18 protein-coding genes and 2 pseudogenes are annotated in these 20,178 nt (G+C 39.5%); 9 read left to right on the forward strand and 11 right to left on the reverse strand.

Features of this window, described 5'->3' with window-relative positions; all coding sequences use genetic code 11:
* Positions 1-12 precede the first annotated feature (12 nt).
* From fabF to yceD, 7 genes are all read right to left on the reverse strand, one after another.
* Positions 13-1,251, reverse strand: a complete 1,239-nt coding sequence (fabF, locus tag I6E69_RS08345; RefSeq protein ID WP_002962376.1) for a beta-ketoacyl-ACP synthase II — start codon at positions 1,249-1,251, stop codon at positions 13-15.
* Positions 1,252-1,467: 216 nt separating this feature from the next.
* Complete coding sequence (acpP, locus tag I6E69_RS08350) at positions 1,468-1,704, reverse strand: acyl carrier protein (protein ID WP_002962377.1); 237 nt, start codon at positions 1,702-1,704, stop codon at positions 1,468-1,470.
* Between the two features lie 250 nt (positions 1,705-1,954).
* Positions 1,955-2,701: a 3-oxoacyl-ACP reductase FabG gene (gene fabG / locus I6E69_RS08355; protein ID WP_002962378.1), complete on the reverse strand. Its 747-nt coding sequence runs from the start codon at positions 2,699-2,701 to the stop codon at positions 1,955-1,957.
* Positions 2,702-2,712: 11 nt separating this feature from the next.
* Positions 2,713-3,639, reverse strand: coding sequence for an ACP S-malonyltransferase (gene fabD / locus I6E69_RS08360; protein ID WP_197121033.1), 927 nt, complete (start codon positions 3,637-3,639; stop codon positions 2,713-2,715).
* A gap of 52 nt (positions 3,640-3,691) precedes the next feature.
* Positions 3,692-4,732 carry a phosphate acyltransferase PlsX gene (gene plsX / locus I6E69_RS08365; protein ID WP_197121034.1) on the reverse strand — a complete coding sequence of 347 codons (1,041 nt, stop codon included), beginning with the start codon at positions 4,730-4,732 and terminating at the stop codon, positions 3,692-3,694.
* 12 nt (positions 4,733-4,744) lie between these two features.
* Entirely contained in the window at positions 4,745-4,915 is a 171-nt protein-coding gene (gene rpmF, locus I6E69_RS08370) for a 50S ribosomal protein L32 (RefSeq protein ID WP_002962381.1), read from the reverse strand.
* Positions 4,916-4,924: 9 nt separating this feature from the next.
* Entirely contained in the window at positions 4,925-5,449 is a 525-nt protein-coding gene (gene yceD / locus I6E69_RS08375; RefSeq protein WP_007375269.1) for a 23S rRNA accumulation protein YceD, read from the reverse strand.
* 131 nt (positions 5,450-5,580) lie between these two features.
* Here yceD and I6E69_RS08380 point away from each other — a divergent pair, with 131 nt between their 5' ends.
* The gene (locus I6E69_RS08380; RefSeq protein ID WP_138488900.1) at positions 5,581-6,180 is read left to right on the forward strand and encodes a nucleoside triphosphate pyrophosphatase; all 600 of its coding nucleotides are present in this window, start codon (positions 5,581-5,583) and stop codon (positions 6,178-6,180) included.
* A 9-nt stretch (positions 6,181-6,189) separates the two neighbouring features.
* On the opposite strand, the pseudogene I6E69_RS08385 reads toward I6E69_RS08380, so the two are convergent.
* The 3 genes and pseudogenes from I6E69_RS08385 to rluC all read right to left on the reverse strand — a co-directional run.
* Positions 6,190-6,435, reverse strand: a pseudogene (locus I6E69_RS08385) (HAD family hydrolase); the annotation flags it as partial.
* 269 nt (positions 6,436-6,704) lie between these two features.
* A pseudogene (locus I6E69_RS08390) lies at positions 6,705-7,118 on the reverse strand (HAD hydrolase-like protein); the annotation flags it as partial.
* Positions 7,115-8,074 (reverse strand): 23S rRNA pseudouridine(955/2504/2580) synthase RluC, encoded by a 960-nt coding sequence (gene rluC, locus I6E69_RS08395; protein ID WP_002962392.1) that lies wholly within the window; start codon positions 8,072-8,074, stop codon positions 7,115-7,117. The pseudogene I6E69_RS08390 and the gene rluC, both read right to left, overlap by 4 nt.
* Positions 8,075-8,846: 772 nt before the next feature.
* Between rluC and rne the strand changes: the two genes are divergently transcribed.
* On the forward strand, positions 8,847-12,140 hold the full coding sequence (gene rne, locus I6E69_RS08400) for a ribonuclease E (protein WP_197121035.1): 3,294 nt from the start codon (positions 8,847-8,849) through the stop codon (positions 12,138-12,140).
* A 326-nt stretch (positions 12,141-12,466) separates the two neighbouring features.
* On the opposite strand, the gene yejK is transcribed toward rne, so the two are convergent.
* Positions 12,467-13,483, reverse strand: coding sequence for a nucleoid-associated protein YejK (gene yejK, locus I6E69_RS08405; protein ID WP_002961473.1), 1,017 nt, complete (start codon positions 13,481-13,483; stop codon positions 12,467-12,469).
* 62 nt (positions 13,484-13,545) lie between these two features.
* Between yejK and I6E69_RS08410 the strand changes: the two genes are divergently transcribed.
* The 7 genes from I6E69_RS08410 (at position 13,546) to I6E69_RS08440 (ending at position 19,932) form a co-directional block, all read left to right on the forward strand.
* Entirely contained in the window at positions 13,546-13,758 is a 213-nt protein-coding gene (locus I6E69_RS08410; RefSeq protein WP_002961475.1) for a DUF1414 domain-containing protein, read from the forward strand.
* 5 nt (positions 13,759-13,763) lie between these two features.
* Positions 13,764-15,260, forward strand: a complete 1,497-nt coding sequence (locus tag I6E69_RS08415) for a DUF3413 domain-containing protein (protein ID WP_197121036.1) — start codon at positions 13,764-13,766, stop codon at positions 15,258-15,260.
* Between the two features lie 86 nt (positions 15,261-15,346).
* The gene (locus I6E69_RS08420) at positions 15,347-15,826 is read left to right on the forward strand and encodes a DUF4124 domain-containing protein (protein ID WP_197121037.1); all 480 of its coding nucleotides are present in this window, start codon (positions 15,347-15,349) and stop codon (positions 15,824-15,826) included.
* 103 nt (positions 15,827-15,929) lie between these two features.
* The gene (aceK, locus tag I6E69_RS08425) at positions 15,930-17,648 is read left to right on the forward strand and encodes a bifunctional isocitrate dehydrogenase kinase/phosphatase (protein ID WP_197121038.1); all 1,719 of its coding nucleotides are present in this window, start codon (positions 15,930-15,932) and stop codon (positions 17,646-17,648) included.
* Between the two features lie 19 nt (positions 17,649-17,667).
* On the forward strand, positions 17,668-18,606 hold the full coding sequence (locus tag I6E69_RS08430) for a LysR family transcriptional regulator (protein ID WP_002961484.1): 939 nt from the start codon (positions 17,668-17,670) through the stop codon (positions 18,604-18,606).
* A gap of 177 nt (positions 18,607-18,783) precedes the next feature.
* Positions 18,784-19,227, forward strand: coding sequence for a PA2169 family four-helix-bundle protein (locus I6E69_RS08435; protein WP_002961486.1), 444 nt, complete (start codon positions 18,784-18,786; stop codon positions 19,225-19,227).
* Positions 19,228-19,539: 312 nt separating this feature from the next.
* A complete protein-coding gene (locus tag I6E69_RS08440) occupies positions 19,540-19,932 on the forward strand; it encodes a biopolymer transporter ExbD (protein WP_002961488.1) in 393 nt (130 codons plus the stop codon).
* Positions 19,933-20,178 lie beyond the last annotated feature (246 nt).

Raw genomic sequence — 20,178 nt, forward strand, 5'->3', positions numbered from 1 at the left:
TGTTAAAAAAGATTATACCTTTTTAAATAGCAACGAGCCATTAGTACCACCAAAACCGAACGAGTTACACAGTGCAAAGTCTAACTTTGCATCACGTGCAGTGTGAGCAATATAATCTAAGTCACACCCTTCGTCTGGGTTATCAAGGTTGATAGTTGGCGACACTTTTTGATCTGTCAGTGATAAAATCGAAATAATCGATTCAACCGAGCCTGCAGCACCTAACAAGTGACCCATCATCGATTTAGACGAGCCGACCATTACATCTTTGGCTGCATTACCAAAAATAGACTTAACAGCGGCAGTTTCTGCTTTATCGCCTGCATTTGTAGATGTACCGTGTGCGTTAATGTAACCAATCTGCTCAGCGTTCACTTGCGCATCATTTAGTGCGTTTTGCATTGCAAGGGCAGCACCTGCACCATCTTCTGGTGGTGATGTCATGTGGTACGCATCGCCGCTCATACCAAAGCCAACAAGCTCAGCATAAATTTTAGCGCCACGTGCTTTTGCATGTTCGTACTCTTCAACTACAACAACACCTGCACCGTCAGAAAGCACAAAGCCATCGCGGTCTTTATCCCAAGGGCGAGAAGCCGCTTGTGGATCGTCATTGCGAGTTGAAAGTGCACGTGCAGCATTAAAGCCACCCATACCAATTGGGGTACAGGCTTTTTCTGCACCGCCAGCAACCATTGCATCTGCATCACCGTAGGCAATCATGCGCGCGGCATGGCCAATATTATGCAAACCAGTAGTACAGGCAGTTACAATTGAAATATTAGGACCACGAAGTCCATGCATCATTGATAAGTGACCTGAGATCATATTAATAATGGTAGACGGCACATAAAATGGCGATAACTTGCGCGGGCCACTATTTAATAGCTTAATGTGGTTTTCTTCGATAAGCGTTAAGCCACCAATACCAGAGCCCACAGCTACACCTATACGTGTTGCGTTTTGCTCAGTAATTTCAAGGCCTGAATCTTTAAAGGCTTGAACACCCGCTGCAATGCCGTACTGAATAAACAAGTCCATTTTTTTAGTATCTTTCGCTGACATGTATGCAGTTGCATCAAAGTCATTTATTAAACCAGCGAATTTAGTACCAAATTTTGATGTATCAAAGTGGGTTATTGTTTGAATGCCACTTTTGCCATCTAATAAGCCTTGCCAGGTTGATTGAACATCATTACCTAGCGGCGTCAACATTCCTAAGCCAGTTACGACGACTCGACGTTTAGCCACGGTTTGCCTCCAATAAGGGATATTTTACAAGGGGATGATCATACCCAAGCTACCTCAAAGTGCTAGTCCCAAAATAGATTAAAAACGCATAACACAATCAAAATTAATTTTTAGCTAAAATTGAGCATTGAGGCTTAAGTTTTGAATCACGAACTTTGAGGTGGTTTGGATATAAAAAATTAAAGGCAGCGGATGCTGCCTTTAACGTGCGATTAATTACTCAGCGTGTGCTGTTACGTAATCGATAGCAGTTTGTACTGTAGTGATCTTCTCAGCTTCTTCATCTGGGATCTCAGTATCAAACTCTTCTTCAAGAGCCATTACTAGTTCAACAGTATCAAGAGAATCTGCACCTAGGTCATCTACGAAAGAAGATTCATTTTTAACTTCTTCTTCTTTAACACCTAGTTGTTCAATGATAATTTTCTTTACGCGTTCTTGGATATCGCTCATTCTTCTTTCCTTTATTAAAAACGCCGATGCGTTATTTTCAGATTGCCGCGTAGTTTACGCGGCATAATTCTCTGATTCAATGATTTGACCATAAATAATTGTCTGGTCAAACCTCTGAGTGTGTGTTTTGTCTTTTATCGCTTATTTTCGCAGCGATTTCAAGTATGTTTAAAGCAAGTTCACAAATAATTCAATGTTTTTGAGGTAACTTACTTAACTTTATTAAATAACAATGTGGGTACAATGGTTGTTAAACCATGTACATCGCGCCATTTACATGCAAAGTTTCACCTGATACATACGCAGCAGCGTCAGATGCTAAATAACATACCGCAGCTGCAATTTCGTCTGGTTGGCCTAAACGCCCTGCTGGAACATTTGCAAGTGTTGCTGCTTTTTGCTCATCAGTTAAATCATCAGTCATATCAGTTTGAATAAAACCAGGTGCCACTACGTTTACTGTAATACCACGTGATGCCACTTCGCGTGCAAGTGACTTAGAAAAACCAATGACGCCTGCTTTAGCCGCTGCATAGTTAGCTTGTCCTGCATTACCCATAGTGCCCACTACTGAGCCAATATTGATAATACGACCTTTCTTTTTCTTCATCATTGGACGAAGTACCGCTTTAGATAAACGGAAAATCGAGCTTAAATTAGTGTCGATTATATCGTCCCACTCAGTCTCTTTCATACGCATTAATAGGTTGTCACGTGTGATACCTGCGTTATTAACAAGTACGTCAATATCGCCAAAATCAGCTTTTATTGCGGCAAGTGTCGCTTCAATAGATGCAGGATCCGTTACGTTTAATGCATAACCTTTACCATTGTCACCTAGGTACTCGCTGATTTTAGCAGCGCCTGACTCGCTTGTAGCAGTGCCTGCAACTTTTGCACCTTGCGCAACTAATGTTGTTGCAATTGCTTTACCAATACCACGGCTAGCGCCAGTAATTAGGACAATTTTGCCCTCTAAAGAAAATAAATTAGACATTTTATATACTCTTATTTAGCTGCAGCGATTGAAGCGGCATCGTTTACTGAGCCACAAACCATTGCTTTATCAATTCGTTTCGCAAGCCCTGTTAATACTTTACCAGGACCAAATTCGTAGCTTTGCGTTACATCTTGTGCAACCAAGGCTTGTACTGTTTCTGTCCAGCGAACTGGGCTGTATAGTTGACGTACTAGTGCATCTTTAATTGCATCAGCGGTCGATTCAGCTTTTACATCAACATTATTAATTACATCACACTTAGGTGTATTAAATATTAAAGCGGCCAAGTCTACCGCTAGCTTATCAGCAGCTGGCTTCATTAGTTCACAATGTGAAGGTACGCTAACCGAAAGTGGTAATGCGCGTTTAGCACCAGCATCTTTACATGCTTGTGATGCTCTATCTACTGCCGCTTTATGCCCTGCAATAACAACTTGACCAGGAGAATTGTAGTTAACTGGAGATACAACCTCACCTTGCGCTGAGGCAGCACATGCCGCTTTTATTTCTTCATCGCCTAAGCCAATAATCGCAGCCATTGAACCTACGCCTGCAGGTACAGCTTCTTGCATGTATAAACCACGGTTTTCAACAAGCTTAACAGCTTCGCTCAAGCTTAGTACGTCGCTACATACTAGTGCTGAATATTCACCTAAGCTGTGCCCCGCCATAACAACGTCTGCATCTGGGTTTGCTGCAAACCAATCACGGTAAATAGCAACACTTGCAGTTAATAATGCAGGTTGTGTACGATGAGTTTGATTTAATTTTTCTTCTGGGCCATTAAGAACTAGCTCTGCTAAGTCGTAACCCAGTGCATCTGATGCTTCTGCAAATGTTGCTTTAACAATGTCAGAACTCTCTAGTAGCTCTTGTAACATACCAACGCTTTGCGAGCCTTGACCTGGGAATAGAAGTGCAATTTTTTGTGCCATACTTTGCTCTTTTTAATTAAACAAATAAATAATGAAATACACGGCACATCAATTATTGATTAACCACCGTGTCTTTAGAATGTGTTTTTTCGAAAATAGCGGCTATTTTATCAGGAAGTTGACGTTCAACCTCTTTTACCGCTTCATCAATTGCTGCTTGAAATGCTTTAGCTGACGCATTTCCATGACTTTTAACGACAATACCGCGCAATCCTACCAGAGAAGCACCGTTATACTGGTCGGGGTTCACCCTTTTATAGAGTTTTTTTATTATTGGACGCAATATAAATGCCATACATTTATACAAAAGGTGCTTTTCGAGCGCAGCTGTAAACTTATTCATGATAAGCTTGGCAATGCCTTCGCATGTTTTAAGCGCCACGTTACCCACAAACCCTTCGCATACAATAACATCAGCCTTGCCAGAAAAAATATCACTTCCTTCGCTATAACCAATGTAATTAATATGTGGGCTTTGCTGCATTAATTGTGCAGCCTGTTTAATATCATCGTGGCCTTTAATGTCCTCAGCGCCAATATTTAATAAGCTAACGCGAGGGTTATCGCAGCCAAGTGCTTGGCCAGCAACTACAGAGCCCATAATCCCAAACTGATACAGCATTTGCGCATCGCAGTGCACATTAGCACCTAAGTCGAGTAAATATACTGGGTTTTGGCTTTCTGTAGGAACAGATGAAATGAGTGCGGCACGTTTAACACCTGGCAGCATTTTTAATACGTAGTGAGCCATAAAAAATAAAGCGCCGGTATTACCTGAGCTAACACACGCTTGTGCTTCGCCCGATTTAACTAAATCAAGGGCAACACGCATAGATGAATCTTTTTTCGAACGTACTGCAATTGCAGGTTCGCAGGCGTTAGTGACTATTTCACTACAGTGACGAATTATGAGTCTTGGATGAGATAAAGAATCGAGGGATTCGAGTTCTTTAGATATAACGTCTTCATTGCCACATAAAATGAGACTTAAATTGGCATGAGCGTTTACCGCATGAACGGCAGCAGGAATAGATGAACGGGGGCCGTAATCGCCCCCCATCATATCTAACGCTATGGTTAGATCTTTCAGCATATAAGTAATCTCTTATTTAGAAATTACTTGAACGCCTTTGTAGTAACCATCTGCAGTCACATGGTGACGACGATGTGTCTCACCAGATGTTTGATCTACAGTTAAAGTTGGACCACTGATCGCATCGTGTGAACGGCGCATGCCGCGTCTTGCACGAGACTTTTTGCTTTTTTGTACAGCCATAGTCTTCTCCTAAGAATCTTTCTTAAGTTGTTTCAAAATATCAAATGGATTAGGTTTATCATCTTCCGCCTTTAATACACCAAAGCTGGCAGGCTTTGCTGAATAACTGCATGAAGCTTCGTTGTGGGTAGCCACTAATGGAATTGCTAAAATTAGTTCGTCTTCAATTAAATCAAAAACGTTAACTTCACCATTTTCATCAAGTGCTACTTCGTCGTAGTCTTCAGGAAAAATATCTAACTCTGTATCTTCACCTACTGGTGAATATGCAAAGTCTTGAACCAAATCCAACCCTAAATCACCATTACAACGTTGACAAATGACAGTAACATGTGTGGACAAATTGCCTCTAATCACAGCGAAACCTTGATCATCGTTTTTGCAATGTATTTTTACCGCTATTTCACCTACTTCTTCCTGCACAACTTTCTCTAAACGAGTAAGTTTTTCAAGCGGTACAATTCCGTCATACTTTAAACGGTGCTGCGCTGCTTTGCCTGGATGAAGAGTGATGGGAATTTTCACCTTTTGCATAGGGGCTGCATCATATAGATAGTTAGTTTGTTAGTCAAAGTAAAAAACCATTTTTACTTGGTTTTTAACGTGTTTTACTCTCGGATCTGATTTATCCTAACTCAATCTGAATTATCGTAGGAAAACAGTCCATGAAGCTTCCACTCATTTTAGCGTCAAGCTCGCCTTTTAGGCAGTCTTTATTACAAAAATTTAATTTACCCTTTGATACGTTTTCACCCGACGTTGACGAATCAGCACTTGAATGCGAAACACCTACTGAACTGGTTAAGCGTTTAAGTGAGTTAAAAGCCTCAGCAGCTAATAAACACTTTAAAAAAGGGTTAGCAATTGGATCAGACCAAGTCGCTGTGTTTAACAATCAAATTTTAGGTAAACCGCACAATAAACAAAATGCTCTAAAACAACTAAATTTATTTAGCGGTAATACTGTAACATTTTTAACTGGGCTTTGTGTTTACGATATTGTAACTGGAACAAAAAAAACCTGCGTAGAACCTTTTAATGTGACGTTTAAAACCCTAAGTGATGCACAAATTAGTGCTTATTGCGACGCAGAGCAGCCTTATAACTGTGCTGGCAGCTTTAAAAGTGAAGGATTGGGTATCTGTTTATTTGAAAAACTAAGCGGAGACGATCCTAATAGCTTAATTGGATTACCATTAATTAAACTCAGCCAATTACTGGCTGAGTTTGGTATTGATGTGCTTACCGCTCAAAGCAAATTCTAATTAAATAAATTAGCCAAGCAAAACCTGTTGCAATTGCAGATAATTATCTACCGTTGCAACAGGGCTAAGCTTGTTCAGCTGCTGTGCGTTATGTACACCCATTGTTACGCCAATTCTATCCATGCCTGCAGCTTTTGCCATTGTCATGTCTATTTGGGTATCACCAATCATTACAGCGTCTTGAGCGCTTATGCCAAGTTCTTCAAGTAATTGATACAGCATATCCGCAGACGGCTTAGACAGTCCGTCGTCGCTAGGGCCTGTTTATCTTTCGAGGTTAAATTTGCAGCAGACTGTTTGGTATTTAGGCAAGGCAGAGCCTATGTAGTGTGGTTATTCCCCATAAATAGGCGATAACGCAGCATAAATGCCAAACATGCGCTGCCCGAAGGGTTCTGCCTAGGGGCGATTTACTCTTTGTTGCTCGGTTTTTACTTAGCCCACTAGGTTACAAACCTCACGCCGCGATTAAATCGCCCCTAGATTGAGCAAATTTTAATCCTGAAAGGTCAACAGGCCCTAATACGTGTTGCACTAAAAAAATGTCTAAGTTGGCTTTGATCAAGCAAACGCTCTAATCCATCTCGACCTTTACCTGTTGCAACCGCTAAAACAATGCCCTGCTCTTTTAAGGCATTTAAAACGCTGACAACATTAGCAAATACAGGCGTGGGAGTAGTATCCACACTGTATTGGTGTTTATACCCCTTAATTAGCGCTTGATGCTGCGCCACATTATCGGGAAATAAAACATCAATTGCTTTTTCAAGCGACATACCAATAATGTTTTTAATGGCTAAATCACTTGGCGCCACTAAATTAAGTGACTCAGCACTACTACGAATACAGTTAACTATTTTAGTGACTGAATCCATAACGGTGCCATCCCAATCAAAAATGACGAGCTTATATTTTTTAATCGGCGTCACTGTAATCACTGTTTTGCGTCTCGTAATTTTAGTAATGTATTTTTAAGCGTTTTATCAAGGGGCGCTTCAATACGCATCGTTGTTTCGTTTTTAGGATGATAAAAACTTAAATCGTGTGCATGTAAGAATAAACGGTTTAACCCAACTTTACGCATAGATTCATCAAACCCCTGGTCACCGTATTTATCATCGCACGCGATAGGATGACCTTTACATTGCGTATGAACACGAATTTGGTGCGTACGTCCTGTAACAGGAGATGCTTGTACAAGTGAGCAATCGTTAAAACGTTCAAGTACTTTAAAACGCGTATGCGAAGGCTTGCCCTCAGTGTTATCTACACGTACTACGCGTTCACCCGATTTAAGTGTGTTTTTACGTAGCCCTTCAGTAACGTTTTTAGTTTTAGAGTCCCACTGCCCTTCTACAAGTGCCCAGTAATTTTTTTCCATAGTTTTTTCACGAAGTTGTTCATGCAATGCTGTTAACACCGAACGGCGCTTTGCTATAAGTAAACAGCCCGAAGTATCACGGTCAAGCCTATGTACTAGCTCAAGGCTGCGCTCTTCTGGGCGAAGCGCGCGCAGCGCTTCAATTAAACCATAACTTAAACCACTGCCACCATGAACAGCCATACCTGAAGGTTTATTTATGACGATAAGGTATTTATCTTCAAATAAAATATCGTTTTCTAGGCGAGTTACTTTGTCTAACTTTGATGGTACAAACTCTTCACGCTCAGCAACTCTGATAGGTGCAATACGCAGTACATCGTCAAGCTGTAGTTTATATACAGGCTTAATACGCTTTTTATTAACGCGTACCTCACCTTTGCGCAAAAGTTTATAAATAGCGCTTTTAGGCACCCCTTTTAAATGGGTAATAAGAAAGTTATCAATACGCTGACCTAAATGGTCTTCATTGATCGTGACATAAGTTACTTGTAAGTCGTTTTTTTCTGACATTGCCTAATCACTAATTTAAGTAAAATAATTTAGTTGCTAACACTGTAATAATAGTGGGATAATCAGCAGCGCAAATATTTAGTATTTGCAAATAACAACGGTGCTTTTTAACACATTAAAACATTCGTGATGCACATTCTGGGTAGCCGATCATACAGATCCGAGTTAAGTTTTCCAAAGCTTTTATGCCTCCTCAGTTAACACGTGCGATCAATTAACGGCAATGCGCGTAATATATTGCTGGTTAAGTTTGAACATGAAGCGATTTTTAATGTGCTAGAGAAAGCAATGAACAGATAATTTGTCTGATAGTGACGACGTAAAAAACGTCGTTCAGCACTAGCTCAATTATTGTAGTACCGTACAGCAGCTTATTTAGAATTAAAAAAATCTAATAAATAAGCGTTCATTAACATCGGCAGCGATTTTTGCTCTTAAAACGGATATTAGCGATACATCAGTATGTATTGCTCACCAACTTAATGAGCCCTACGCGCCTAATATGAATGATATTTAGTAAGATTAATATGACAGGCCGACTTCTGGGTAAAACTTGTAAACGTAGCTGAAAAGCCGACAGTTTTAGCACCATTAAGAATTTAATAGCGGTAATAATCGCTATTGTTTGCCAGCATTTAAAATACTGCATACGAGATACAGAGCCGTTCCGTTAAAGACCCAGTCGTGAGGCTGCACATTCTAAAAATAGGGACAACTGAACAGGCGAGAAAAACATCGTCATGTCAGCGACATAAATAAGTAGAGTAACAATATGAAACGTATGCTAATCAATGCAACGCAGCAAGAAGAAATGCGCGTAGCACTGGTTGATGGCCAGCGCCTTTATGATTTAGATATCGAAAGCCCAGGTCACGAACAGAAAAAAGCCAATATTTATAAAGGCAAAATCACTCGCATTGAACCATCTCTTGAAGCAGCATTTGTTGATTACGGTGCTGACCGCCATGGTTTCCTTCCTTTAAAAGAAATTGCACGTACTTACTTCCCTGCAGGTTACACTTTTCATGGTCGCCCAAACATTCGCGACGTAATTAAAGAAGGTCAGGAAGTAATAGTACAAGTTGATAAAGAAGAACGCGGCCAAAAAGGCGCAGCGTTAACTACTTTTATCAGTGTTGCTGGTAGCTATTTAGTTCTTATGCCTAACAATCCTCGTGCTGGCGGTATTTCTCGTCGTATTGAAGGTGATGAGCGAACTGAACTTAAAGAAGCATTAGGTCGTTTAGAACTACCTAAAGGTATGGGCTTAATTGTTCGTACAGCGGGTGTTGGTAAGTCATTTGAAGAACTTAACTACGATTTAAAAGCACTATTAGTACATTGGGATGCAATTAAACAAGCAGCCGATAGTGCTAAAGCACCGTTTCTGATTCACCAAGAAAGCAACGTGATTTTCCGCGCAATACGCGATTATTTACGTCGTGACATTGGCGAAATTTTAATTGATAAACCACGTGTTTTTGAAGAAGCTAAAGCGCACATTGAGCGTTTTCGTCCTGACTTTATGAGCCGTGTTAAGCTTTATCAAGGTGACACGCCTTTATTTACACATTACCAAATTGAAAGCCAAATTGAGTCTGCATTCCAGCGTGAAGTACGTCTTCCTTCTGGTGGTTCAATTGTAATTGACCCTACTGAAGCACTGACATCTATTGATATCAACTCGTCTAAGGCAACTAAAGGCGGCGATATTGAAGAGACAGCACTTAATACAAACTTAGAAGCGGCCGATGAAATTGCACGTCAATTACGTCTTCGTGACCTAGGTGGTTTAATTGTAATCGACTTTATCGATATGACTCCTCCACGCCATCAACGTGAAGTAGAGAATCGTTTAAAAGATGCAGCGCGCCCAGACCGTGCTCGCGTTCAAATTGGTAAAATCTCACGCTTTGGTTTACTTGAAATGTCGCGCCAGCGTTTGCGTCCTTCATTAGGTGAAGCAAGCCAAGGCCCATGTCCACGTTGTAGTGGCCAAGGTACTATTCGTTCAAACGAATCAATAGCACTTTCAATTCTTCGCTTAATTGAAGAAGAAGCAATTAAAGACAATACAGCACAAGTAAATGCACAAGTGCCTGTTGCTGTTGCTGCTTATTTATTAAATGAGCAACGTCGTAGTGTTCATCGCATTGAAAAACATCATAAATGTGACGTAGTGATTATTCCAAATCAACATATGGAAACACCACATTATGAAGTTATGCGCTTACGTAAAGACGAAACACTTGAAACTGTAAGTTACGGACAAGTTGTTGCACCGGAGCCTGAAGTATTCGAGATGTCAAAATCTCCAAGTACGCCAGTCCGTGAAGAGCCGATGCTAAAAGGCGTGGTAATGCCTTCTACTCCTGCTCCACAAGCAGCGCCAGCTAAAGCCGTAGAGCCTGCTGCGGTAGCACAAACTAAAACTGAAGGTGGCTTACTAGCTGCTATTGGTAATTGGTTTAAGTCGTTATTTGCAAGTGAATCTGAAGAAGAGAAAAAAGAAGCTGTAGAAAAAGAGCAGCAAGAAACGCGCAATAATGCGCGTCGTGGTAACGATAATCGTCGTCGTAATAACAATCAACGTCGTCGTAATAATAACCCACGCACTAACAAGCCGCGCAATGAGCGTCCAGCCGCTGAAGAGGAAGCTAAAACTGACTCAGCAGCAAGCACCGAGACTCAAGAGAGAAGCGAGAACCGCAACAAGCGCCGTCGTAACCCTAACTCTCGTAAGCGCCCAGAGCATAAAAACCAAGAAAAAGATCAAGTTAAAACTGAAGCCCCTGCAAAGGCGGAAGTAGAAACTGATTCTAAGCCAGCACAAGCTGCAGAGCCTAAAGAGCAGAAGCCTAAAGTTCGCCGTCAACGTCGTAACATACGTAAAAAAGTACGTCTGCAAGATGAAAAAGCTGAGCAAGCTAACTCAACAGAGCAAGCACCTGAGCAAACGGCTGTAACTGAAACTTCACAAGTTCAAGAGCAAGCTCCTGCTGTAGAAAAGCAAAAGCAAGCTCCGGCAGAAAAAACAGCTCACATTAAAGAAGAGAAAGTTGATGTTGTTGATTCTAACGATGAAACAGCAACTACTGAAGACGAACAAGAGCAAACACGTACACGTTCACGTCGTTCCCCTCGTCATCTTCGTGCATCTGGTCAACGTCGTCGTCGCCCTGAAGGTGAAGCAGAAGTTAAATCTGATGAAGCCCCTGCATTTATTCCAGTTGCTGATCAAGCTGCTGCAGAATACGAAGCAGAACTTAAAGCTAAATCAGAAGAAACACCGGTAGATGCGTCGCAACAAGTTGAGCAAGCCGTTGCGGTTGAAGACTTAGCAAAAGTTGAAGCTGTAGAAGAGCCAGTAAAAGCTAAAGAACCGGCTAAAGTTGAAACGCCAGTAGCCACTGAAGAACCTACTAAAGTTGAAGCGCCAGTAGCAACTGAAGAGCCTGCTAAAGCTGAAACGCCAGTAGCAACTGAAGAGCCTGCTAAAGTTGAAACACCAGTAGCAACTGAAGAGCCAGCTAAAGTTGAAACACCAGTAGCCACTGAAGAGCCTGCTAAAGTTGAAACACCAGTAGCAACTGAAGAGCCTGCTAAAGTTGAAACGCCAGTAGCCACTGAAGAGCCTGCTAAAGTTGAAACGCCAGTAGCCACTGAAGAGCCTGCTAAAGCTGAAACACCAGTAGCAACTGAAGAGCCTGCTAAAGTTGAAATACCAGCAGCAACTGAAGAATCTGCTAAAGCTGAAACGCCAGTAGCCACTGAAGAACCTACTAAAGTTGAAACGCCAGTAGCCACTGAAGAGCCTGCTAAAGTTGAAGCAAAAGTGAAAACTGAAAAATCAGCACCGCATGTTAAAACAGCGGTTACTCAAGGGTCAGCAAGTGCGCCAATGGCACAACCTACTCCTGTAGCTGATAGCGAAGTGAAACATACTTCTGTAGCAATGGCTCACGATAAACGTGAACTAGTTCCAGACAGTGGTTTACGTGCAGGTTCAATCAAACCTGCTGGTCGTGCAAGCTCTGCAATGACTAAAACAATGAGTGTTGATTAATAACTAACATTCATTTAAAAGCCCCGCTATTTAATAAATAGCGGGGCTTTTTTGTTTATATGATTTGAATAATTATTAAAGTTTCTTCACGCCCACAATAAGCGATTTATTCACAAAGAGGTAAAGAGACGCTGCGCTTTTAGAGGTAGTAAAAAAGCTAAGCCTGCCAAGAAAGCATGACTTGTGTTTTCTCATTTACTCCTCTTTCACTTCTCTATCTGAAATAAATATTTAAGGTTTTTTCCGATGCAACGAATTTATATACCGATACAAAAAAGCGCGATATAAATACCGCGCTCTTAAATCAGCTTTTTAACTTGTGAAATTTACTCGCTTTCACTTTCCATAAAACGTTGTAACTGATCTTTTAAGTTTGGCGGAATACCTTTAATTACAAGCGTGTCAGTTGCCTCGTTGTAAGTTACGCGCTCACCTAAGTGCTTACGTTCAAAGCTTACACTCACACCACCTCCAAGACCTGAGAACTTAACCATGCTGGTTACGGTTTTTTTATCAACAGGGAAAGTTTCTTCTAGATCGTAACTTTGCTCTTTACAAAAACTATCAAACGGGCTGTCATCGCCTTTTGTAAGCGTTGCAGATAGCTCGCTTACGCTTGCATCTTCACCAGTTGTCACACAGTCATTACAGTAGTCAAAAACTTGTTTACGTAAATCGTCTTTTTCTGATTTATCAAATTGTTGCTCAGATAAATAATCCTCTACTGCGCTAAGCATTACTTGGCTTTGCTGTTTTGAATCAATACCCTCTTCACAACCTAAAAAGTCTAAGAAAAAGTCAGCAACTTTACGTCCAGCTCGCCCTTTGATAAATGAAATATAACGGTTGTCGTCAGCTTGTGTATCCCACGCTGTTAAATCGATACGAGCAGCAAGTTGCATGCGTGATATGTCTAAATGACGAGAAGCGGCTAAATCAAGCTCTGAGGTCATAGAATAATGCTCTTTGATGTTAATCATCGCAATTAGCATGTAATCAGTTGCAACGTACTGGTAATGACAAAATACTAAATAGCCTGTTTCACTAAATGCATATTTATCAAGCTCTTCTTTTAAAACCGTTGAGGCTTGCTCGGTCATATGCCAAAAGCCTAACTCATCGTTACGGTAACTTTGCATTGCAGATGCTACAACACTGTTTTTGTCACCACTGAAAGCACAATAACCTTTACCAGGTTTACCATTGTATGCATGATGTAATTGTTCGATAAAAACGGCTACTTTATCGTTAATTACCATCTCATCATTTCGAAGGTGAATTTGCGTATCGTCGTCTTTTTTGTCTACATAGTGAACGACTAATTTTTTAACGTCTGTTGTCATCTTTGTTTTTCACGCCTCTAGTGTTAAAATACGAGAATATAACTATTTTATTGAACCAACTAATGCCAATCTTATCAAAATACTCTAATGAAGAAGTAGAACAAATCGTCGATCAGCTTATTGATGTGCTAACTAAACACAATGCGCCGGTTGATTTAAGTCTTATGTGTTTAGGAAATTCTATCACGCATATCTTAAAAGAGCATGTACCAACAGGGAAAAGACAAGCTGTAACCGAGAACTTTGCAAAAGCGCTCGCGCAGTCGGTTAAGTAAAATTTATGAATTTATCGCAGCACAATCAATTTTCATCAAAAGCGAGTCAGCTGCTAAGTTGGGGGCATTGGTTTACCTTTGCCAATATCGGCTTAGCCCTGCTTATTAGCTTAAGCTATTTATTTGCAGACTCGCCACCTACAAGCTTTTTAGGCATTACCTATATGCTAGTTACTTGGCTAAGCCACACTAGTTTTATAGCCTTTTTAGCGTTTGTGCTGACGGTATTTCCGCTTAGTTTAATATTCCCCTACCCACGACACATTCGTGGCATGGCCGCTGTTATAGCCACTGTAGGCGCATCATTGCTTACTCTTGATGCTTATGTGTATGTTAATTTAGGTTATCACCTAAGTATATCTGCCTTACCTGAAATCATTTCATTGTTGTGGCATCGTTTAACAAGCTCTCCTGCTTTAACAACCATTTTAGCCAGTGGTATTGTTGTTGTTATTTTAGGCTTTCAGCTACTTGTTAGTAATTACACATGGCACCACCTTGAGCGTTTAAAGCAATATAAATTTGCACGTTACGCAATTTCTTTCTTAATAGTGTGTTTTTCGCTTAGCCACAGTATTCATATTTGGGCTGACGCCAATTTAAACTTTGACGTAACAAAACAAGATAATGTTTTGCCACTTTCATACCCTACTACCGCTAAAAGCTTGTTAGCTAAAAATGATCTGCTAGATATAGAAAGCTACGAGCAAGCACACAACGTAAAAATTAATAACCAAAATATTAGTTATCAAATGCCAAGCCCGCTTGAAAAATGCGAGGACTACACACAAGCCAATGTAGATATATTTGTATTTGAAACTCAACAACAACTCGAAAAGTTTGTTGTCGAGAATAAAAACATGCACAAAACAGAGCAGTTTTTACAGCCAACAAATCATGACGATACGTTATTTAGCTTAGTGTATGGTTTACCCGCTTTTTATAAAGCAGCAATTTTAACCGAGCAGACACTCCCAGTTTGGCAAAGTCAGCGCCGTAGCATTGAAGTAACTGGCATTGAAGAACTAAGCTTTATTAATGATCAAGCACATAGCTCTAGTGCTATTCGAGTAATTAAAGCGAGTGATACCCCTACTGTTCGAGATGATGAAACACAGGTTTTTGCTTTTAGTCTTGCCAATAACAAGCAAGAAGTAGTAGCAACCTCAACTTTATACAGCTCTGACAAACGTATTTCTAAAGTAGATGGGTTAATTCAACCTAGCGATTTAATTGCAACAAGCGTTGGGCAATATTTAAATTGTAAAGCTATTGCCAAGCAAACAATGCTAGGCGTTAATCTATACAAGAAAAAAGACGATATGGGCGTGAACTATTCTCAGGGTGTTGTTATAGCCTATAAAAAAGATAGGATTACCTTAATAGATTCAGATGGTAACTTTAAAAACATTTCCGCCGCTGAAGGTTTTTCTATTGAACAAGGTTTAGATATACCATTTTTAGTACAGAGTATTAAAAAGCTCAAAACCTTTACCCAATAACAGTTATCCTAACCTAGCTTGATATACCACCAAGCTAGGTTATAGTTTTATATTGTTGTTAGATATAAAAACCAAGGATGACATGTATGTTTAAAACTTCTCGTTATATTCTCCATTCTAGCTTTTTACTTATCAGTTTTTTTAGCTTTAGCGATACCACTTACTACAAATGTGTAACAGAAAAAGGCACTGTCTTTTCTCAACTCCCCTGTGACGACGAAGCAACGACTTATAAAGTTAAAACAACGGGTAATCAGTATTCTGGTCCTAAGGTTGACTACACTAAACAACTAAACGAACTTGAGCGTGAAAGGCTTCTGTCTGCCTTACAGGCAGAGCTTCGCAGTAATAACCATAAACTAACAATACTTGATCGTAATAAAGAGCGTGCTGAATACAAACAACAAGAGCGGTTAAATCATATCTTAGCCATTGATGATAAAAAGCGTATTACTAAAGACATTACTAAGAAACTAAAAATAATCAATAAAACATATAAGAAAAACGTATCGGCTGTGACTAAACAAATTAAAATTCTCGAAAAAAAGATAGCTCAATTCCAATAAGTTACTCTTAGTTAGTAAGTAACATTTATCTTGGTTTTAAACTTAAAATAACATACCCTTAACACAATAGAGTATAAACTCTAGGGACTTTTAAGGAGTGTAAATGCAACCTCGCCATATTGCTGAATTAATTTTAACGGGTTTTAAAAGGCACTATCAGTTATTTCAAAAAACAACAGCCAAAGCCCCTCTTGCCTTTGCAAAAAAAGATTGGCAAGCAATTAATGATATCAGCCGTTTGCGTATCAGCTATTATGATGATCGTGTTAACGAAACCACGCAAGCGCTAAAAAAAGAAACCCCAACCGAACAACTCGATGAAAGCCTATGGCTTGAAGTTAAAAAGATATATCAGCATTTTTTATGTTTTCATCCCCAAGCAGAGCTCGCCGAAACTTTTTATAACTCTGTATTTTGCCGGCTGTACCATAGGCGCTATTTTCATAATGACTTTATATTTGTAGAGGCAACCTTAAAAGATGCTCCTTCAGTGCCTGTAGAAGCAGAATATAGAACATACTTTCCTGTAGTTGATGGCCTAAAACCAACAATAAAACGCATTATTAGTCATTTTGATTTTAAAGCCCCATTTGTAAATTTAGAGCGTGATATTCGCCTCCTTGTTAAAGCTTTTTATAAACAAGCCCCCGATACACATCACCAACCTTGGCAAATGCGCTTTGATATTTTACACACGCCTTTTTATCGAAATAAAGCAGCCTATATTGTTGGTCGTGTTGTTTCAAAAAGTGGGGTTCAGCCCTTCATAATCGCTGTATTACACGATGAAGATAACGGATTATATTTAGATGCACTTTTAACTAAGTCATCTCAAATGCGTGTTATTTTTGGCTTTGCCCGCGCCTACTTTATGGTAGAGACTCACGCACCTTCAGCACTTGTTCGATTTTTAAATCAACTTATGCCAAACAAAACACTTGCTGAGCTCTATAACGCAGTGGGTTTTCACAAGCAGGGTAAAACTGAGTTTTACCGAGAGTTTTTAAATCATTTATCTCACTCTAGTGATGAGTTTACAATTGCACCGGGGACTCCCGGTATGGTGATGATGGTATTTACCCTCCCCTCATTTGGCTATGTTTTTAAAGTAATAAAAGACAAATTTGGTGAGAGTAAACCCTTTGGCCGTGATACCGTATTAAAGCGTTATCAACTAGTAAAAAACCATGATCGCGTTGGCAGAATGGCCGATACCATAGAGTATTCTAACGTCGTATTTCCTTTAGCGCGTTTTGATAGTAATTTACTTGCGCAATTACATAAAACAATTGGCTCATCAATGGTAATTGAGGGCGATTGGTTGATCATCAAGCATTTGTATATTGAACGGCGCATGACACCTCTTAACTTGTTTTTAGAAAATGCTGATGAAGAAAGTGTCGCCGACGCGATTGAAGAATATGGGCAAGCTCTAAAAGAAATGATTGCTGTTAATATATTCCCTGGTGATATGCTCTTAAAAAACTTTGGTGTAAGTAAGCACAAACGTATTATTTTTTACGATTACGATGAAGTTCAATATCTAACCGATATGAACTTTAGAGCATTACCAAAAGCAAAGAGCTATGACGACTATTTAATGGATGAACAAAGTTACTCTGTTGCACCACAGGACGTATTTCCTGAGCAACTTTGTACATTTGTAATGCCAAACCCTATGTATAAAAAGTTTTTACTCAGCACTCATCCTGAGCTTATAGATGTTAGCTTTTGGAAGCAGGCACAACAAAATATAAAAAATGGTCAGGTAAGTCATATTTACCCATACCCGACAGCACAGCGCTTTATTCACCACTGGTAAGCGCTAAAGGACACACACAATGAATATAAGTAAAATAGATTTAAATTTACTCGTTTACCTCGATACATTGCTGCGAGAATGCAACGTAACACGCGCTGCTAATCAATTGAGTATAACGCAACCTGCAATGAGTAATGGCCTTAAACGTCTTCGTAACTTATTTAACGACCCTATTTTAGTTCGTACCAGCGATGGTATGGTGCCTACCGAGCGTGCTTTGGAGTTACAACCCGTTATTCGTGGCATATTAATGACCCTTGAAGAAACTCTAGCACCTAATCGAGAATTTGAGGCAAGCCAAAGTAAGCGTGTGTTTAGAATAATGGCCAGTGATTACGCTGCAAGTACATTAGCACCAAAGCTTTTAAGTAAATTGCACGAAGAAGCCCCCGATACTACTTTAGATATACTCACACCAAGTGATGTCACCTTTCATGATGTTGAAAACGGTAAAGTAGATATGGCAATCAACCGTTTTGAAAACTTACCGCAGTCTTTTCATCATAAACGTATTTGGAAAGATAGTTTTTGCTGCTTAGTAAAAGCCGATAATCCTATAATTGAAAACTTTAGCCTCGACAGCTATTTAAAAGCGCGCCATATATGGGTAAGCAAAACAGGTTTTGGTGTAGGTGTAGGCATGGACCCTAAAGATGTGCAAAAACTTGGCTGGGTTGACGAAGCACTTGCTCACTTTGGTAAGCATCGTAATATTGCCACTTTTACGCGTAACTACCATGTGGCAATTCATTTAGCTAAAGAGAAAAATTTAATTGCGACCCTTCCTTCAAAAGCCGCAAATATATATTTAGATGATCCGGGGCTTAAAATCTTAGAGCCACCATTTCCAATCCCTCCTTTTGAGCTTGATATGATTTGGAGCCCACTGTTACATCGCGATGCGAGTCACATTTGGTTACGTCAAAAAGTAGCTGAAGTAGCTGAAGAGCTAAAATAACTTTATTACACAATATAATGTAAAAATTGCTAGGTTAATTTTCTGCCTGTTAACTTAGCATCTTACTAAAATAAAATTAAACCAATAAAATCAAATAACTACATAACTATTGAAACGTGGAACATACATTGCTTTTATTAAATTGAACTATACATTCATTTAATTAAAGAGGTCATTATGAACACCCATCAAGGATCAGAAGTAAATCATATTACTGACATCATTCAAGTTATGAACAGCGGCATCGATTTTTATCAAAAAGCACAGGAAAAAGTTGAAGACCCTGCTATTGGTGCACTTTTTCAGCGTATGATAGATGCCCGAAAAGTGAGTGTTGAGCGCTTGCAGCCATATGCAATTAATGAAAAAGGCGAACGCGAAGATGGCTCATCTTTCGCAGTTGAAGCACGACGTGCGTACACAGCCCTATTGACTACTTTCACCTCACACAACGACAGCACGTATGTAAAAGAGCTTGAAGAGGTAGAAGATAAAACCCTTGAAGAAATTAAAGCAGCAATGGATAAACCGCAACCAGCTGACTGCGAAGCTGCACTGGCTAAAACATTATTAACAATGCAAAGCTGCCATGCAGAAATGAGCCGTATGCAGAAGCATTAAGCTGACATAGCGCATAACTAGAACCCAGCCTCGAGCTGGGTTTTTTATTGCCTCTAATACCAATCTACATAGTTTTTTAAGCAATTTAACAAATTGCATTACATTATAACGATGCTAAATAGACCCATATATAAGCAGAACGGTATAAACACCGCCTTATTTCACCACATTTTAATACATAATTAGTACAAATATTTAATGTTATTAGAATATTTATTTAACCACGCTTTATTTTTGCTGTGCTAATTTTGTTAATAGGTACCTAAAACCTTGCTGTGGCGCCGCAGCATTTAATTAAAAATAAGGTCCAATATGAAAAAACTAACCAAACTACAAAATAATGCTGATGTAGATATGACCCCGATGTTAGACATAGTGTTCATATTACTAATTTTCTTTATTGTAACTACATCTTTTGTAAAACCTGTGGCTATTGAATTAAACCGACCACTCGACAGCCCTCAAATAGATAAGCCTGTTAAAAATGCTTTATTTAAAATTGATGAAAGTAACGGAGTATATTTTTCTGGGAGGTTAATTGATTTAGAGCAAGTTGCGACTAATTTAGCTATGTTCGCGGCTAAATATGAAATAAGTTCGGTACTTATAACCGCAGACGAAAACAGTACACATAATACTTTAATGAATGTAATGAATAATATTAAGCAATACGATGATTATCCAATAAGTTTGATTTCTAAATAAAATCAGCCCAAGCTAAAACCAAAAAAAGGGCCTTACGGCCCTTTGAGTTAAATAACAAAAGGGAGAGTTGCTTAACCTAAATTCTGGCTAATAAATCTATCTCTAGCAGCTATTTTCAGCGTTAACTGCGTTGAATTTAATTGCAATAGGCCAGCTATTGACGCATAAATTCGCCTTGTTTTCACTGAAAACCTCTGGCTAGAGAAATCAAAGTTTAAATATCTTAACCAGAGTTTAGGTTAGTAA

It is taken from the genome of Pseudoalteromonas sp. NZS100 (assembly GCF_015864815.1).
Taxonomy (GTDB): Bacteria; Pseudomonadota; Gammaproteobacteria; order Enterobacterales; family Alteromonadaceae; genus Pseudoalteromonas; species Pseudoalteromonas distincta.

Coding starts and splice junctions, on each gene's coding strand:
- acpP (WP_002962377.1), bottom strand. CDS start 1,704: ATGAGCGATATCCAAGAACGCGTAAAGAAAATTATCATTGAACAACTA.
- fabG (WP_002962378.1), bottom strand. CDS start 2,701: ATGTCTAATTTATTTTCTTTAGAGGGCAAAATTGTCCTAATTACTGGC.
- fabD (WP_197121033.1), bottom strand. CDS start 3,639: ATGGCACAAAAAATTGCACTTCTATTCCCAGGTCAAGGCTCGCAAAGC.
- plsX (WP_197121034.1), bottom strand. CDS start 4,732: ATGCTGAAAGATCTAACCATAGCGTTAGATATGATGGGGGGCGATTAC.
- rpmF (WP_002962381.1), bottom strand. CDS start 4,915: ATGGCTGTACAAAAAAGCAAAAAGTCTCGTGCAAGACGCGGCATGCGC.
- yceD (WP_007375269.1), bottom strand. CDS start 5,449: ATGCAAAAGGTGAAAATTCCCATCACTCTTCATCCAGGCAAAGCAGCG.
- I6E69_RS08380 (WP_138488900.1), top strand. CDS start 5,581: ATGAAGCTTCCACTCATTTTAGCGTCAAGCTCGCCTTTTAGGCAGTCT.
- rluC (WP_002962392.1), bottom strand. CDS start 8,074: ATGTCAGAAAAAAACGACTTACAAGTAACTTATGTCACGATCAATGAA.
- rne (WP_197121035.1), top strand. CDS start 8,847: ATGAAACGTATGCTAATCAATGCAACGCAGCAAGAAGAAATGCGCGTA.
- yejK (WP_002961473.1), bottom strand. CDS start 13,483: ATGACAACAGACGTTAAAAAATTAGTCGTTCACTATGTAGACAAAAAA.
- I6E69_RS08410 (WP_002961475.1), top strand. CDS start 13,546: ATGCCAATCTTATCAAAATACTCTAATGAAGAAGTAGAACAAATCGTC.
- I6E69_RS08415 (WP_197121036.1), top strand. CDS start 13,764: ATGAATTTATCGCAGCACAATCAATTTTCATCAAAAGCGAGTCAGCTG.
- I6E69_RS08420 (WP_197121037.1), top strand. CDS start 15,347: ATGTTTAAAACTTCTCGTTATATTCTCCATTCTAGCTTTTTACTTATC.
- aceK (WP_197121038.1), top strand. CDS start 15,930: ATGCAACCTCGCCATATTGCTGAATTAATTTTAACGGGTTTTAAAAGG.
- I6E69_RS08430 (WP_002961484.1), top strand. CDS start 17,668: ATGAATATAAGTAAAATAGATTTAAATTTACTCGTTTACCTCGATACA.
- I6E69_RS08435 (WP_002961486.1), top strand. CDS start 18,784: ATGAACACCCATCAAGGATCAGAAGTAAATCATATTACTGACATCATT.
- I6E69_RS08440 (WP_002961488.1), top strand. CDS start 19,540: ATGAAAAAACTAACCAAACTACAAAATAATGCTGATGTAGATATGACC.